This is a genomic window from Tardisphaera saccharovorans (genome assembly GCF_046635845.1).
Taxonomy (GTDB): Archaea; Thermoproteota; Thermoprotei_A; order Marsarchaeales; family UBA168; genus UBA168.
The window spans coordinates 253120-268260 of the sequence record NZ_JAQQXN010000002.1; the positions used below are offsets into that span (position 1 = coordinate 253120).

Here is a 15141-nt window from a genome sequence, read left to right on the forward strand (position 1 = left end):
AAGTGAGTTATGCATACTTTAACGCGATCTGGATCATTCCTTTCATTGCCTCGGTTATAGCACTTCCCCTAGGCCTGAAGCAGAAGCGCTCAGCCTCGTTGGCTTCTGCCCTCTTCCTAGCTGTTCCAGCCCTTCTGTCAACTTACTTGGTTTACGTGATATCTGCGACCGGTTTTAAGCCGTTTACGACTTCGGTTGCCTGGTTCGGGTTTGGCAGTACCTCAGTTACGGTGGGAATACTGGGCGATGGATTGTCGGCCATAATGGCACTTGTTGTTTCGTGGATTTCTTTTTTGATCTCAGTTTACAGTTACGAGTACATGGAAGGGGATCCGGGAACGCATAGGTATTGGTTCTTCTTCGACTTCTTCGTGGGCTCCATGCTTTTGTTAGTCCTCTCAAACAACTTAGTGCTTTTGTTAGTGGGCTGGGAAGGAACTACTCTTTCGTCTTATGCTTTGATCGGGCATTGGTACACGGACGATGAAGAACGGTGGGTTGGCGATAAGGGGAGGTACGCCCTTGGGGTACCTAACTGGTCTACCCCAAGTAGTTCGGGTGTGAGGGCCATCGTGTTTACGAGTTTTGCCGACATTGGTTTCATAATAGGCGTTAGCATGCTTTACAACGCTTCCGGAACGTTTAGCCTTTACGCGATTTCCCAAAATATGCCCGCCATACTTTCGGCGCTAAACAGGCAAGGGATGCTAATCCCATTCTTAGTTCTATTTTCAATGGGGGCTTTTGCCAAGAGCGCCCAGTTCCCGTTTCACGAGTGGCTTGTAACCGCCATGACAGGTCCTACCAGCGTCAGCGCTCTTATACATGCGGCAACCATGGTTAATGCTGGCGTCTACTTCATGCTGAGGTTCATGCCCATGATAATAACGGGGGCAAGCGAGGATAGATTGCTTGGTGCGGTATCTCCGTTCTTCCTTTACGTTGCTGTCATAGGCGCTTTTACGGCATTTATGCTAGCATCACAGGCTGTGGTATCCAGAGAACTGAAGCTCATACTGGCGTTCTCAACGGCATCTCAATTAGGATACATGTTTCTGTCCATTGGACTAGCGGCTTATGTTGAGCCATCTGTGGCCTTCTTTGCGGCTTTTTCACACATGATAAGTCAGGCCCTGTTTAAGGCTGCGTTATTCTTGGCAGCTGGTGCCCTTATACATGAGTTCTCGTCGCGCTACATTAGCGATATGAAGGGAGCGTGGCACGGAATGAAATGGACCACAGTCGCTTTTGCGCTAGCATCCCTTTCTCTTGCCGGTATCCCTCCGTTTTCAGGGTTCTGGGATAAGGACTTGATATTGGATCTAACACTCCAGTCTGGCCTTTGGTACCTATACGCTTTAGCTCTAGCTGGCGCATTTATGACGGCTTTTTATATATTCAGAGCGTTTACTCTGATATTTGCAGGAAAACCAGAAAGAGAAGTCAGAGAGCCGGGGCACGCGATGTTGCTACCGTACGCGGTGCTTGGGATTGTGACGTTGGCCTTTGGACTGATATGGCCCTCACCAGTTGGTGCCTCAACCTGGATTTACAAGGCCATTACAGTTGATAGCTACGCTAAGCTGCAGCTGACGTCGCTGCCACCGTTTAACCTTAGTTCGCTTGCGGCCTCTCTAATAGTGGCGTTTTTCGGACTAGGTATAGCCATTTACATTTACTCCGAAAAGAGGCAATTATATTCACCCATCGGAAAATCCGGAGTGTTGCCGGCGCTTCACTCCTTCTTGTACGATAGGTGGTTCATAAACTCGGCCTACTATCGGGTGATCGTGGGTGGTTTCGCGGCAGCTTCTCGTGGCCTCGATGCGGTGGAGCACGGTGGTTTCGACAAGTTTTACCACTCATTGCTTCCCTCCGCGTTTTCCTTGGCTAGCGTGAAGCTTAGAAGGGTTCAGACGGGTGTGATATCCAAGTACTTGACCGCTCTCTTCGCCGGTCTGCTAATTATGGTGGTGATCTACGTGGCATTTCTCTTGATTGGGTGAACGAAAATGCAAGCAGAGATGTACTCGTTGATTGTGCTGGGGGTTTCGGCAATGGCGTTAACGCTATTGCCTAGGAACCGCGGAAAGCTCGGTGTAGTTATTGGTGAGATTGCCCTAGCGATTTCAGTTGCCTTGTGGTTAATTTACTGGTATCCGTTCAGGGTCCCAATGGTATCAATGGCTTCAGCTTCGAGCTTTCATTCAGATGAGCTATCCTACTTGGTTTCCGTAACAGCTGCGTTCGTGGGGGCGCTTGTACTTCCGCTCTCAAAAAGAGTAGAAGGAAGCTCTTGGCAGTTTCCGTTCGCTATAATCCTCGGCGTAGCGGGCACTTCCGCTCTTGCCTCTACGACAAATCCCCTAATGATATTGGCGAGCTGGGGCCTGGTATCCTTAGCTAGCTATTCGATGGTCTCGCTAAGCGGAGATAAGGACTCCCTAATCGGGTCCATAAAGTACGCATTTATGAGTGCCCTCTCTTTCCAGTTCTTGCTTATAGGCGTCTACATGGTCATCTTTTCGCCGGCCGGATCTAGGGTCATAGCGCTTGGAGTGCTTCTCTTCTTGGTTGCGCTTGGGTTTAAGGCAGGCATTCCGCCATTCCACATGTGGTTACCTGACGTCTATGGCTTTTCGGATCCAATCCCAATATCAATGTTGTCATCGACAATGAAGCTTGGGGCGCTAGCCCTAGCCATTAGGCTACTGGCGCAAGTTATGCCATCCATAGGGCCACGGTTTGGGCTCTCCCTGGTAACGGTACTTGTGATATTATCTTCAGCAGCGATGGTGCTCGGTAACCTGGGTGCCCTAACCCAGACAGACGTGCAGAGAATGATGGCGTACTCGAGCATAGCCCACGTCGGCTACATGACAATGGCTCTCTCGGCTTTTGCGGCGTCTGTGGTATATAAGGCACCTCAGGCAGGTTACTTCGCGCTGCTTGGCTTGCTAGTATACTTCGCTTCGTATGCGCTTTCTAAGGCGTCGGTGTTCTCCTTCATATCGGGAGTTAGGAGTCAGGGTAGGGCAAGCATGTTCAAGTTCCAAGGTCTGGGAACCGCTAATAAGGCGTCTTCAGCGTCCGTCTCGGTGATACTTCTCAACTTGATAGGCATGCCACCCCTGCTCGGGTTCTGGGGCAAGTTTTTCATATTCCTATCAACCGCAAGTCCATCCATCTCACCTTTTTACGTTGCGGGAATTCCATGGTTTACGCTTCTTGGAGTCGCTAATAGTGCCTTATCCGTGTTCTACTACGCTAAGGTCATAAGAACGATGTACACAAGCGGCCCATCGGGCATGGGCTCAAAGGTCATTGCAATTCCGCTGATTTCATCGGTTCTTCTTGCTGCTTTCGGGCTGGCGATGCCGTTTTTGATCTCCCTCCCGTAGAGAAGTTTGCAAGGGTCCTGTTGTCGAGGCGTGCCGCTCGTGTCTCTTTGAGATGGGCAGATTTACGTGGTTAAGTTCGATGTGGGATTTACCCGGGCGTTCGTGTTCTCTTTTTGCTATTTGTCTTCTTGCCGCGAGCTTCCAAGGAGGACGAGCTGCACTAGCCTACATCGATAACTTTTAAGGCCCATACATCGTTCTTCGACTTTGGTTTTGATTTAGCTCTTTTGCTTATATTTACTTGTAGATTCTAACTGGCAGTTGAGATCACACGCCGCAAGAGGCCTCCTCTTAAATACTCGCTATGCATGGAGTGATGCTAGTGCTTCGGAAAGCCTTTTTGGTTGAACGGAAGCGGGTGCTATGAGGTGTTCCCGCGCCTATGAAGAGCGGTTTGGGGCGTCTTTGGTTTTATTTGAGCCAAGTATACGAGCAGGTGCCCCGCGTTTATGATAGGGGCAGCAACGCAATAAGTCTATGGCAGGTTAGAAGATGGAGAATGGAGGTTCTTAAGCTTCCGCTGAGGCCGGGCGATTTGGTCCTTGACGCGGGTTCAGGAAAGGGAGCTATGAGCAATTTGTTGAGGTGCTTTGGTATTGATACTGTGATGCTTGATGCGAGCTTTAACATGTTGGCGCAGGGCACAGGAGATAGGGTGCAGGGCGTTTTTGAGCGTCTTCCTTTCAGGAAAGGAGTATTTGACCATGTGGTGATGGGTTTCTCCCTGCACGCATCTATAGATTATGAGCTCACCCTTGATAATCTAAAAGGATCTATAAAGAGTGGTGGAAGGATATTTATAGTGAGCATAGGAAGACCATCATCTAGTGTGAAGTACACCTTGTGTCTTGCGTACTTCGAGTTCGTGGTCCCCATTTTGGCTTTGCTTTCTACGGGGAAGGAGTTTCCGTTGTTTTTTGGTCTGAAAACGATTTACAAGAACAATCCTGATAATGAGTCGGTAAGGCATCAGCTTGATGGGCTATTTGAAACGGTTGAGTTCAGGGAGATTGCCCTGGGGACCGTGTTCAAGTATGTTGGGGTTGTACCGGTTTCGAGTTCGCAGCGGCGATCGCCGCCTTTACGTTATAGCCCTTGGATATTAGGTACGAGATCTCTAGGGCTGTGTGGTATGACTCGGGATTTCCAACGTTGAGCCATACCTCGTCCGGCTCAAGTTCGAACGCAACTACCCTTCCCTCTTTTGCAAGTTTTGAGATGGCGTCAGTTAGCTCGGCCTCACCGGTCCTGCCTGGTTTAACGGAGGATATTACATTCATGGCTTTTCCCGAAAAGGCATATACTGCGGTTAGAACCAGGTTCGAAGGAGGGTTAGGGACCTTTTCCAGCGCTTCGGTGACCTCTATGGTACTACCCGTTCTCCTCCCTATTATCACGCCTCCGCTGCTTGGATGGTCGGTTTCTCTTACTAGCAGCACGGCATCTAATCCCTTGCTTAATTCTTGCCACATAAGTTGGAGAAGGTTTCTTTTGAAAGAGAACGGGACTCCATCATCTGCGTGAACAAAGAAAGGATCGTTCTTGACAAACACGTTGGCTTTTGCTACCGCATCGGCAAATCCCCTTGGCGGATCTTGTTGCACGAAGGTGACTTTTAGTCCCTCGCCTAAAAGATAAGTTATCAGTGGGTCTTTCTTCTCGCCTACCACGATGCAGAGGTCATCTACCCCTGCGGACTGAAGTTGATCTATTATGAGCCTTATTATCGGGACCGCTGAGAGCTTGCCCTCGACGTTCGAAAAAAGCGGTAATAGCCCCTTTGGTATCGCTTTAGTGCTGGGATTCATCCTGCTGCCCTTTCCCGCAGCCGTTATGATTGCCTTCATCTTAATCACTGGAGACTCCATCCTTTAAGGTTGGAGCCAGCAAATGACGTAATCACAATATAAGTATTTTTTGTTTCTCTTTGAAAGTCGAAGCCAAGCCAGTAACGCAAGAAGTCGCAAGCCTAATCGTCATAAAGACGGCCTTTTCCAGGGATACGCGTTGGAGTTTAAACTCGGTGGGAGAAGTGGAACTATCCGTTCCCCTCACGGAAGTGCCACAAACTTGTAAGCTGGAAAGCAGCCCTTACCTTAGCGCTTTTCCACGAAGCGCGAGCAAGGCGCCCGGGAATAATTGCGTCTTCACGCTAGCAAGGTAAGGTACTCATCCCGCAATCCACGTGTGAAAAAAGCTTGCCGATAAACCGGGAAGTTCCATTCGTTAGTACCTGGATAATTCACGCATAAAAGGATAAGGACATGATGGGAAGTCATCAAAAATTCATTATCCATTGCCATAAGGATATCGCAGTTCGTGGGCCATTTACTTGCAGCAAAAACACAATGTTTTATCTTGAGCGAACGAAGAGCGGAACACGCATTTCTTCGGGACTGAGGCCTCCGTGGTGCCCCCGAAAATTGATTGATTCGTTGTTCTCCGTGTATGGGTATATTAACAGCCTCCTTGATTGAGGTAGCACTAACAGGTCCCCTAGCCTTTCCTCGAACTGAGTTTTTTCGCACCCTATAAGCCCCTCTCTTAGAACTTCTTCCTTGGTCATTACGGTGAAGTCAGGAAAGTTTTTATTCAGGTAATCCATTACCTCTTGCGTTTTTCTCGTTTTAAGGAACATTGCCCTCGAATCTCCAAACGGAGGTAACTCTAGGAGTGACATGAGTTCAGCAGGCGGTAGTAGGGCGGGGTCAACCTCCACTTGCCCGTGGTCTGCAGTTCCTAAAACGGTGTAGCCAGAAGTTGAGCCTACTGCCTCGAAAAAGTCAAGCAGATCCTTCACGGCTGAGGCCGTCTCTTGGCTATATGGCCCATAGTGGTGGGATAGCGTATCTACGTAGGGAACGTAAACGTACACGAACTTTCTCTCTTTTTTAGATAGCTGCCTCTGAACCAGCGGGCGCAAATCCCAGAAGTCGTAATAAGGGATAATCGACGAAAATCCGTCATCATCGTAGTTTGACATCGGCGTGTTTGAAACGCTTCTAGGAAGTATGGCAACGGAACTCACGCCTATCTTTGAAAGCTTTCTCCCTAATCTCTCCCCCGGCCCTACGAGCTTCTCATACGACGTTGGGAGTTGCGGCCCGGAGGGATGCGAGAGGCCTAGCATGTTGACAATGCCTCCCATTTCTCTTACAAAAGTTTGAAAGCCTAGCACCCCGTGCTCACACGGTTTTTTTCCCGTGAAAAGCGTTGTGAGTACAGTTGCGGTAGTGGAAGGAAATACCGAGGTTATTTCTTCGTGATCGTTTTTGGCTCCCGCGCTCTCCAGTGTAGATATTCCAAGCGCGTCGAAGAGGAAGAGCACAAGTCCGTCGTTTACCGGTAATTGAAAGTCAAGTGTTTTGCCAGTAGGCGAGTCTCCGAAGAACTCCAGAATCGACTGGCTGAGGTTGTAAAGGCTTCTGCCATCGTATTTCGGTTTGAAAATCATTTTTGAACAGAAGCGCTTGCAATAGCATTTAACGCTATCGGGATTAAGGGAACTCAAGTATTCATTTTGCCGGGGAAGTATTGGTAGCTTCCCTTGTATTTCAATGCTTACGGTAAAATGATCATAACCGCGGTACGCAGATCAGACGGAGCCTATCAGCTTCTCCATATCCAAGCATCTGAAGGCATTTTTATGCCGGCCCTTTAAGGCGGAGATGGCATCTAGAGAAGACATAAGTTGCAAGCTAAGGTCGGGAAGGAAGTTGAATGCGAGACCAATATTAAAAATGGCACCATAAGTGAGACTGTTTACTAACACAACCAAGTTATCAGTATGTTCTTTCCTGAGGGTAACGATGTCCTCTTGCTGCAGATGACAACGGAGGCTATTCGGAAAGAAAATGCATTGAGCTATTAGCGGGACGTTGCGCGACGCTTTGAAGAGGGAGGTCACTTCCCGTTGCGACGGATAAATTCACGAGAACTAGGGGTATATGTTCCCAGCACAGGGGGTTGGGCTAAGTCTGTCGGACGCGGAGCTCACCTACCCTCTTACTCGATTCTTTGTTCGCCAGGGATTTTATCTCAGCCCTCGAGACTTAGAAAGAGGATACATTGTGGAACGCAGGCAGAACGCCTGAGAATACTAACATGTAAATGTAAGCTTATTGAGTAATTCTTTTTCGGCATAGCTGGTTTGGCCCTGCTATGGGGGTCTCTTGTGTGCTTGGGATAGCGTTTTATGCCATAACGCTGATTGGTGTGAAATTGTCCTCTAAGATTGTGCTAAGGCTTGGCGGTTCTATTTTAGCCTCTCCCATAAACGCGCAGTTAGTCAAGAGGTATGCTGAGATAATCAAAGCGCAGCTCTCGCGGGGCGTCTCTATGGGCGTGGTAGTTGGAGGCGGGTCCATGGCTAGGGAATACATTAGGGCAGCAACAGAGCTTGGTCTAGCTAATAGTAAAAAAGACGCCCTTGCCATAAGGATATCCCGTGTTAACGCCGAGCTCTTTAACGACGCACTCGGTGGTAGATTTGGAGTGTCGTTATCTATCAGATCTGCGCTTAGGTCAATATCTAAGCAGGGCTTTGCCGTTATGGGTGGACTCAGGCCTGGAATGACTACCGATTACGTTGCTTTCCTTTTGGCTAAGTCCATGGGAGCAGGCATATTGTTTAAGGCAACCGACCAAGAGGGGATTTACGATGCTGATCCGCGCAAAAATCCAAGCGCGCGCCTAATAAGAAAGATGAGTTATGCTGAGCTAGAAAGTATAGTTGGCAGGGGTTTACACGAGCCGGGCATACACAGCATACTTGACCCGCTTACCGTAAGAGGTCTTCCTGAAACACGCCTTAAGGTGATGGTTTTCAATGGTATGGTGCCTGATAACCTTGATCGTGCTATAAACGGAGAGCCGGTTGGGACCCTTGTTACTCCCTGAGTAAGAGATCTCGCAAGGCTAAAAAACTTCCGGTCTAGAAGAAATAGATGAGAATTGAATAAGGAACAGGTCGAAAGGTATAGGATGCTGAAGTTATTGAGAGACCTCTCCACAAAGGTGGGAAGGGGAACCGAGTTTGTGTCACTTTACATCCCGCCATCGAGGCCGCTTGGTGACGTGTCAGCTAACTTGAGGGAGGAATACGGAACGGCAAATAACATAAAATCGAGGGTCACTAGGAATCACGTGCTAGACGCTTTAGAGAGCATACAGCAAAGGCTAAAGCTGTTTAAGGAAGTCCCACCAAATGGGCTCGTGATATTTTGCGGGGCCGTACCGCAGGGCGAAGCCGCGGGGAGCGAGAAGACCGAGATATTCGTGCTTGAACCTCCTAAGCCGGTTCCGTTCTATTTGTATCGATGTGATAGCAGGTTCTACCTAGACCCGCTTTTGGCCTCGCTAAGCGACGAAAAAAGCTTCGGGCTGATAGCAATAGGAAGGGACGAGGCGGGGCTTGGTGTGGTCAGTGGTAAGGACCTGCGTGTGTTAGACGTGATGACGTCGGGAGTGCCTGGAAAGGTAAGGGTGGGAGGACAATCTGCGAGGAGGTATCAGAGGGTACTTGAGCAGCTTGTGCATGAGTTCTTCGTTCACGTGGCTGAGAGAGCTAACAAGGAGTTCTTAAGCATACCAAACCTGCAAGGCATATTTGTGGGAGGGCCAGGGCCCACAAAGGAGGACTTCATAAAGGAGGGGCTGCTGGATTACAGGTTGAGAGATAAAGTGCTTGAGGTGATAGATTTGGGATACGCTGGAGAAGAGGGGCTGAGAGAGTTGGTCAATAAGATAGCACCAAAGCTTAAGGACGTTGAATACGCGGAGGAAATAGAGGCCTTTGAAGAGCTCAAGCAGATGCTATTTGAGCACCCGGATAAGGTCGCGCTGGGGAAAGACGAAGTTGATAAGGCATTCAAGCAGGGTCTTGTCAAAAAGCTCCTGATCTCTGAGGCGTTTGACGTCCCGTACTTACTTATGAAATGCGATAAGTGCGACTACGAGATATTCGTCAGGGCTTCGGAAAGACCCACCAAGTGCCCGGCGTGCGACGGGGGAATTAGCGTTGTAAAAGAGGAATCTGGGCTAGACCACTATCTGGATTTGGCAATTGAGCAGGGAGCTGAAGTGCAGATCTTCTCCGCGCATAGCGAGAGCGGAGAGCAGTTCCTAAGATCTTATTCTGGTATTGCTGCCTTTCTCTAGCCGGCTAACGTATTGCGGTAATTTGTGAAATAGGTATGGTGACGTTCCTTTGAGAATTATTAGGTTGTTCTCAAAGGGAGGTAGCGAGCATTGGCGTTAATTGATGCAATATGCTTAAAAAAAGCCGTTGGTTTTTGTGTTGCTACATAGCCCGGTGGTGTAGCGGCCAAGCATGGCGGGCTTTGGCCCCGCTGACAGCGGTCCGAATCCGCTCCGGGCTATCCCATTACACGTGCTCCCTTCAACTAATGAATCATTCATCACTTCACGAGGAGCCGAGTTCTCAGCCCGATTTACCTTAAAAAGCTCAGATCGCTGAAGGTCTGGGGACGTTATTAGATCAAGTGAAGTGGAAATGGCTCCATACTCTCCTTAAAACCTATAAAGATTGATAGAGGCGCTTTTAGAATAGGGCGCACTCTAGAACTCGCAGTTTTTTAAGTATCTAAGCCTAAAAAAGTTACGGTGCGGGGAATGGGATTCGAACCCATGTAGGCATAGCCAGTAGGTTACCCATCCAGGCGGATCTTGAGTGTGGGGTTTCGTCCTGCCCACCCCCTTTGACCTGGCTCGGGCATCCCCGCATAATAGGTAACAGAAGTAGGGTAAAACCTTTTTCCTTACCCATTTTCAATACTATGGTAAAAAAAGCAGTTTCGCTTTTAGCTGTCTTGCTGCTTGCAGCAGCCGCGGTAGAGCTGGCATCCGGTTCGGCTCCATCATCAGTCGTAACACCCAATGCGGAGATAACCGCGCTGCACTCTGAGGTAACATTCACGCCCTTTGGAGTTTATGTTAGAGATGGAATATACATAAGGGCCGGTAGCGATGGGCTATCCTATCTTCTTATAGAGGTGCCGAGCGGTACTCACCCGCAGTTTTATGATTTAACCGGATACTTGAAGACCAAGTGGTTAAGCCCAAACATAGCTAACGTGACGCTAAGCTCGACGTTATACGCCAACGAGACGTGGGAGATTTATGCGTCTTACGTTTATTATCCATCTGATCTGCTTTTATCTCCATTCACGTATCACGTTTGGTTGTACAATTCGACGGTCGGCAACCTCACCATCTTTGCTTATTCTCCTGCGTTATCGATAAGCGGAGTTCCGAGTTCTTGGGCTATCGCGAGCTACAAGGGATTGACTCACCAGGAGTTTTACGCCAATGCTAGCGACGTTAATGAGGCTGAGGTCTCATCGCTCGTAATAACTGGCTATGAGAATGACGTTACTGCCTTGGACTTCTTCTTGACTTTCGTAGTTGTGGCGCTTGCCGTAGTTGACGCCTCCCTTTACTACGCATATCGTAGGAGGACCCAGCAAAGCGCCGGACAGGTAGAAGAGCGCCATATAAGCGATAGGACGCGCGACGCCATTTCCTCAATATCGGATCTCGTAAAGGACTTGCTTGAATCAAGGAAGGCCCTTCCGATTAAGAAGGGGGATGTCCAGGCCGTTAACCGTTGGATTAACTCAAGCAAGCAGAAGCTCGAAGCGCTCGATGCCTCATTAGAAAGTCTGCAGGTAAGAGAAAAACGTAAGGGCGACTTAGATGCCATAAAGGAAGCAAGGGACTACCTCCAGATAATAAGCCTTGACCTAAACGGCCTATTTGACCTTGACCTTCGCCTCGCCTCTAAGAAGATATCGCAGCGCACTTACGACGGAATGGAGAAGCAGAGACTTAAGTCCATATACAGGTCGTTGGAAAAGATTAACTCGATTTTGAGCAGAACGGTAGAGGAAGGCTAGCGCCGTTTGTCAGGTAGCTTTTTATGCCTTGACCACGCTAAAAGTGGGCTCGTGGTCTAGTCAGGATATCCGAAAGGTCCTAGAGACGGCGGCCTGCGGAGCCGTTGATCAGGGGTTCAAATCCCCTCGAGCCCGCCTTTAATCGGAGCGGCGTATAACGCTGTAATACTTAAAAAGGAGCGTAATCAATATATTAAGTTGAAAAGCTTGGCGAAGTGTGAGGATTCGGTTAAGTACCTCCTGCCGATAGTGAGGGCTGAGATAGCGAAACAATTGATGCTCAAGTACCTTATGAGCGAAACCGAAGCTGCCAAGCTCCTTGGGGTATCTCAGGCATCCATAAGCCATTACATGAACGGTGAAAGAGGGGGCAAGGAGCACGACATCGTTAAGAAGTGGCGGACAGAAATAGAGAAGTTTGCGTCGAAGGCAGCGGATGACCTAATGGCTCATCACAGCTTAGACGACATATCCGCTGCATACTGCGAGCTTTGCAGGACCGTGGGAATAGGCGAGGCCTTACCGATTGGCGAGACTGAGGAAAAAACTAAGTCCTTTTAACAATGGAGTAGTTTTGTACGCGTAAGAGGAAACGTTTCAACTTAATAAGCTTGATGGGCTTTCTAGACTTGGTTTCTTTCGAAATGCTTATATTATGGGAATATTAGTATCACAGGATAAATCTTGACAAAGATTTTAATAAATGGTAATTGGGTTGACGAGAGCGAAGCTACGAAGCAGATTAAAATACTTACCAAAGGGGAGAGGAAGTTCTTAACTGCGTTGCTTAAAATCGGCGAGCCAAGTACCATAAAGAGGATATCTGAAGTTGCCGGTATGGGTACTGTTTATTGTTACATAGTTTCCAAGAATGTGGAAAAGAAGGGTTTGGTAAAGAGATTTGGAGGAAGAGGAGCCTTATTCGGGCTTACTGAAGAAGGGTATAAAGCAATAACTTAAACTAAGGTTGTGCAATAAGGAGTTGGACATGAAGAATCCCGCAGATGGATCTAGCAGAATCCTTTTTTATTAAGTTCTTAGCTTCGCACGCTTTAACCGCGTCATTACCTAAGATGTTTATTACGTAAGCGGAACGAAATGCGTCTTCGAGCTGGTCTTCGTTGATAAGAGAGCCTCCATAAAACCGGGGGTCCACGAAGAGCGAGGTCTCGCTACAGGAGATTGTTTTTCCCAATATGCTGGCGTCGCATAGCCCTATTACGAGGCCATTCTCCGACTCGTGACGCCCTATGGAGAACAAACGCCATCAGCTCTTCAGTGGGTTCTTAACTGGCGTTTCTGCTCCGCAGGCGAGGCACTTCAAGAAGTAAAGGCGACCTCTTTTCTCCAGTACGGTGTCGGGCCTGCCGCAGACCGGGCAGCGGACGTATTCTTCGTAATATTTCTTTATGAGGGCATCCACCTGTTCCTGGGAAACCTGATTGTTAAGGACAAGCTTGTTTCCCTCGATGGTACCTGCGGCTCCTAACCTCTTGGTGAGATAAAGATAGAGTTGCTGCGGCTCCCTTTGGAACAGATCGCATATTTCCTTGAAGTTCTCGATCTCTGATCTCTTGCGTGTTACAGAAAGTTGAACGTGGGGTACCTCAAACCAATCGCTTTTGGTGCTCTTTTCTGGGAGGTTGTTCATCAATCTCTGCAAAAGCTGCTTGTAGTCGTATTTGTCTACCATAGGTTTAAGCTTGTAGCGGCTTTTAAGCGTGAGCAAGGCCGAAAACCCCATATCCGTGCGATCGATTTTCGTTGAAAAATGGCATATCTATGTTTAATAAGGCATGGAGAATCTCTATGGAACGCTGAAAACAGGTTCACGGGATGGGTTGATGTCCCGCTTACGGACAAGGGCAGAAGTGAGGCCACTCGGGCAGGGGAATTACTAAAAAAAGAAGGAATAAAGTTCGATGTGGCATATACTAGTGTCCTAAGCAGAGCTATTGAGACGCTTGAGCTCTGCCTTAAGAGTATGCAGGTCGATATGCCCATAATAAAGGATGCGCACCTGAATGAGAGGCATTATGGCGATCTGCAGGGATTAAACAAGGCAGAAACGGCAAAGCGGTACGGAGATGAGCAGGTTAGGTTGTGGCGCAGGAGCTACGATGTAGCCCCACCAAACGGTGAAAGTCTAAAGGATACGCAGAAAAGAACTGTGCCTTTCTTTGAGAACTGCATTTTAACCGACATAAAGATGGGCAAAAACGTGTTGGTAGTAGCGCATGGAAACAGCCTAAGATCCATAGTCATGTACTTAGAAAAGATTTCTGAAAAAGACATTCCGCTCCTCGAGATACCAACAGGAGTTCCCATAGTTTACGAGCTGGATTCTGAGGGGAATGTGAAAAGCAAGAAGCTTCTGGAGCGATGGCCTGTACGGTTATCCTCGTAGCGTGAGGGCAGTCTTCTAGGAGTTGCCCCTGTTGACATGGGACTCCCGAAAGGTTAGGGCTCGCGGGCCCGGTGGGATTCGAACCCACTGATACAGGCTTCGAAGGCCTGCGCCCTAATCCATAATGGGCCACGGGCCCGCTTGTAATTTAAACAAAATTTTTATACGTATTGGAAAAGCTACTCACGGTTGCGAGCTTAAAGCTGCAGATATGGAGCTTACTATCCTTTTAAGGTCGTTCTCGGCAATTTTCTCTTTAAAGGTAGCTTGGTCTATAACCTTAAATCCGGCATCCTGCATGGCCTTAAGGTTTCTTTTATCAGCTGTTGAGCTCCATCCGTATGAAGTAAGCAAAACCGTTGGCTTGTTTAGGCCTTTCATCTTCATTGAAAATATGTCAATAAGCTGAGCTATGGAAGGGTGAGGCCCAACCTCATAAGTCGGAGAGGCTATCACTACGACCTTAGCGCCATTAGCTTCGGTCAGCGCGTCCTCTATGTCATCCCTCTTGTTGTCCGTAAAAGCAAACGTTTTGAAGTTCACGCCAGGAAGACTGTCCTTTATCTTTTTTACCACGGACTCTATGGATCCGTACATGGAGGCATAAATGATCACAGCCTTCTTTTCATCTGATTCACCGCGGGCCCATCTCGTGTAAAGCTGTATCACCCTCTCCGGGTTCTTAGACCAGATCAGGCCGTGAGATGGAGCTATGATGGCCGGCTTTATTCCCTCCAGATTTAGCTTTTCTATGTTTTTCAGTAAGTTATCCCTGTAGGATCCTATGACGGTTACCAAGTACTTTTCAGAGTAGCGCTCGTACTCTTTATCCGCTACTTGGTCATCAACTCCGTCAGGAATTGAGTAGGATCCGAACGCGTCGCATGTGAATAGGATCCTTTCCTGCTCGTAATATGTCATCATGGTTTCTGGCCAATGCACCCACGGCGTGTAGATAAATTTGAGCGTTATGTCTGAAAGGGAAAGGCTTTCGTCGTTTTTAAGGGACTTAAACTGGTTTTTAAAGTTGTACTTTGCCCTCAGCAAGCTCTCGGCTATGGGGAACGCTACCACAATCGCGTTTGGGTTTACTTCCGAAAAGGCTTCAAGGGCGCCCGTGTGATCCGGTTCCGCGTGGTTCACCACTACGTAACGGATCTCGGCTGGTTCTACGACCTGCTTCAGCGCCTCCAGGAAAAGATCTGAGTATTTTTGCTTCCATAAATCGATTAGCACCGCGCCATCCTTACTCTTTATAACATACGCGTTGTAGGTGATTCCCTCCGGAATGTGCCAGTTTGCCTCGAAGTACTTGACATCGGTATCGTTAAGCCGTAAAAGGGTCACGGATTTAGAAACGTTCCTTATGATATATGAGGCCATAAATTTACTTCTCATGCGAATAAAAACGTTTATG

13 protein-coding genes, 4 tRNA genes and 1 pseudogene are annotated in these 15141 nt (G+C 48.3%); 11 read left to right on the top strand and 7 right to left on the bottom strand.

What is annotated here, in order from left to right; all coding sequences use genetic code 11:
* The first annotated feature begins 2 nt into the window (after positions 1-2).
* From PRZ02_RS04785 to PRZ02_RS04795, 3 genes are all read left to right on the top strand, one after another.
* Entirely contained in the window at positions 3-2006 is a 2004-nt protein-coding gene (locus tag PRZ02_RS04785) for an NADH-quinone oxidoreductase subunit 5 family protein (protein WP_449464695.1), read from the top strand.
* 6 nt (positions 2007-2012) lie between these two features.
* Complete coding sequence (locus tag PRZ02_RS04790) at positions 2013-3401, top strand: NADH-quinone oxidoreductase subunit N (RefSeq protein WP_449464696.1); 1389 nt, start codon at positions 2013-2015, stop codon at positions 3399-3401.
* A gap of 382 nt (positions 3402-3783) precedes the next feature.
* Positions 3784-4557: a class I SAM-dependent methyltransferase gene (locus PRZ02_RS04795; protein ID WP_449464697.1), complete on the top strand. Its 774-nt coding sequence runs from the start codon at positions 3784-3786 to the stop codon at positions 4555-4557.
* A 22-nt stretch (positions 4558-4579) separates the two neighbouring features.
* Here PRZ02_RS04795 and PRZ02_RS04800 read toward each other — a convergent pair.
* Together PRZ02_RS04800 and PRZ02_RS04805 are read right to left on the bottom strand one after the other, a co-directional pair.
* A pseudogene (locus PRZ02_RS04800) lies at positions 4580-5269 on the bottom strand (nucleotidyltransferase family protein); the annotation flags it as partial.
* Positions 5270-5754: 485 nt separating this feature from the next.
* On the bottom strand, positions 5755-6855 hold the full coding sequence (locus tag PRZ02_RS04805) for an alkaline phosphatase family protein (RefSeq protein WP_449464698.1): 1101 nt from the start codon (positions 6853-6855) through the stop codon (positions 5755-5757).
* Between the two features lie 767 nt (positions 6856-7622).
* Between PRZ02_RS04805 and pyrH the strand changes: the two genes are divergently transcribed.
* From pyrH to PRZ02_RS04820, 3 genes are all read left to right on the top strand, one after another.
* A complete protein-coding gene (pyrH, locus tag PRZ02_RS04810) occupies positions 7623-8300 on the top strand; it encodes a UMP kinase (protein ID WP_449464699.1) in 678 nt (225 codons plus the stop codon).
* A gap of 54 nt (positions 8301-8354) precedes the next feature.
* Entirely contained in the window at positions 8355-9560 is a 1206-nt protein-coding gene (gene prf1, locus PRZ02_RS04815) for a peptide chain release factor aRF-1 (RefSeq protein WP_449464700.1), read from the top strand.
* A gap of 148 nt (positions 9561-9708) precedes the next feature.
* Positions 9709-9781: transfer RNA gene (locus PRZ02_RS04820), tRNA-Gln, on the top strand.
* A gap of 245 nt (positions 9782-10026) precedes the next feature.
* On the opposite strand, the gene PRZ02_RS04825 is transcribed toward PRZ02_RS04820, so the two are convergent.
* Positions 10027-10144 (bottom strand) — tRNA-Leu (locus PRZ02_RS04825).
* A 54-nt stretch (positions 10145-10198) separates the two neighbouring features.
* Here PRZ02_RS04825 and PRZ02_RS04830 point away from each other — a divergent pair.
* The 4 genes from PRZ02_RS04830 to PRZ02_RS04845 all read left to right on the top strand — a co-directional run bounded on the left by PRZ02_RS04830 (position 10199) and on the right by PRZ02_RS04845 (position 12277).
* Complete coding sequence (locus PRZ02_RS04830; protein WP_449464701.1) at positions 10199-11317, top strand: hypothetical protein; 1119 nt, start codon at positions 10199-10201, stop codon at positions 11315-11317.
* A gap of 45 nt (positions 11318-11362) precedes the next feature.
* Positions 11363-11452 (top strand) — tRNA-Arg (locus PRZ02_RS04835).
* A gap of 63 nt (positions 11453-11515) precedes the next feature.
* Positions 11516-11878 (top strand): transcriptional regulator, encoded by a 363-nt coding sequence (locus PRZ02_RS04840; protein WP_449464702.1) that lies wholly within the window; start codon positions 11516-11518, stop codon positions 11876-11878.
* A gap of 123 nt (positions 11879-12001) precedes the next feature.
* Positions 12002-12277: a hypothetical protein gene (locus PRZ02_RS04845; protein WP_449461643.1), complete on the top strand. Its 276-nt coding sequence runs from the start codon at positions 12002-12004 to the stop codon at positions 12275-12277.
* Between the two features lies 1 nt (position 12278).
* Here the strand turns inward: PRZ02_RS04845 and PRZ02_RS04850 are convergent, their stop codons facing one another.
* Positions 12279-12578, bottom strand: a complete 300-nt coding sequence (locus PRZ02_RS04850; RefSeq protein WP_449464703.1) for a DUF424 family protein — start codon at positions 12576-12578, stop codon at positions 12279-12281.
* Positions 12579-12584: 6 nt separating this feature from the next.
* Positions 12585-13010, bottom strand: coding sequence for a translation initiation factor IF-2 subunit beta (locus PRZ02_RS04855; RefSeq protein WP_449464704.1), 426 nt, complete (start codon positions 13008-13010; stop codon positions 12585-12587).
* Between the two features lie 78 nt (positions 13011-13088).
* Between PRZ02_RS04855 and PRZ02_RS04860 the strand changes: the two genes are divergently transcribed.
* Positions 13089-13724 carry a 2,3-bisphosphoglycerate-dependent phosphoglycerate mutase gene (locus tag PRZ02_RS04860; RefSeq protein WP_449464705.1) on the top strand — a complete coding sequence of 212 codons (636 nt, stop codon included), beginning with the start codon at positions 13089-13091 and terminating at the stop codon, positions 13722-13724.
* Between the two features lie 63 nt (positions 13725-13787).
* Here the strand turns inward: PRZ02_RS04860 and PRZ02_RS04865 are convergent.
* Together PRZ02_RS04865 and PRZ02_RS04870 are read right to left on the bottom strand one after the other, a co-directional pair.
* A tRNA-Arg gene (locus PRZ02_RS04865) sits at positions 13788-13863 on the bottom strand.
* 44 nt (positions 13864-13907) lie between these two features.
* Positions 13908-15107, bottom strand: a complete 1200-nt coding sequence (locus PRZ02_RS04870; RefSeq protein ID WP_449464706.1) for an FprA family A-type flavoprotein — start codon at positions 15105-15107, stop codon at positions 13908-13910.
* Positions 15108-15141: the final 34 nt, after the last annotated feature.

Excerpts from the sequence above, each read along its gene's own strand:
- PRZ02_RS04805 (WP_449464698.1), bottom strand. The coding sequence starts at position 6,855 with ATGATTTTCAAACCGAAATACGATGGCAGAAGCCTTTACAACCTCAGC.
- PRZ02_RS04830 (WP_449464701.1), top strand. The coding sequence starts at position 10,199 with ATGGTAAAAAAAGCAGTTTCGCTTTTAGCTGTCTTGCTGCTTGCAGCA.
- PRZ02_RS04870 (WP_449464706.1), bottom strand. The coding sequence starts at position 15,107 with ATGGCCTCATATATCATAAGGAACGTTTCTAAATCCGTGACCCTTTTA.
- PRZ02_RS04860 (WP_449464705.1), top strand. The coding sequence starts at position 13,089 with ATGGCATATCTATGTTTAATAAGGCATGGAGAATCTCTATGGAACGCT.
- PRZ02_RS04795 (WP_449464697.1), top strand. The coding sequence starts at position 3,784 with ATGAAGAGCGGTTTGGGGCGTCTTTGGTTTTATTTGAGCCAAGTATAC.
- PRZ02_RS04790 (WP_449464696.1), top strand. The coding sequence starts at position 2,013 with ATGCAAGCAGAGATGTACTCGTTGATTGTGCTGGGGGTTTCGGCAATG.
- PRZ02_RS04855 (WP_449464704.1), bottom strand. The coding sequence starts at position 13,010 with ATGGTAGACAAATACGACTACAAGCAGCTTTTGCAGAGATTGATGAAC.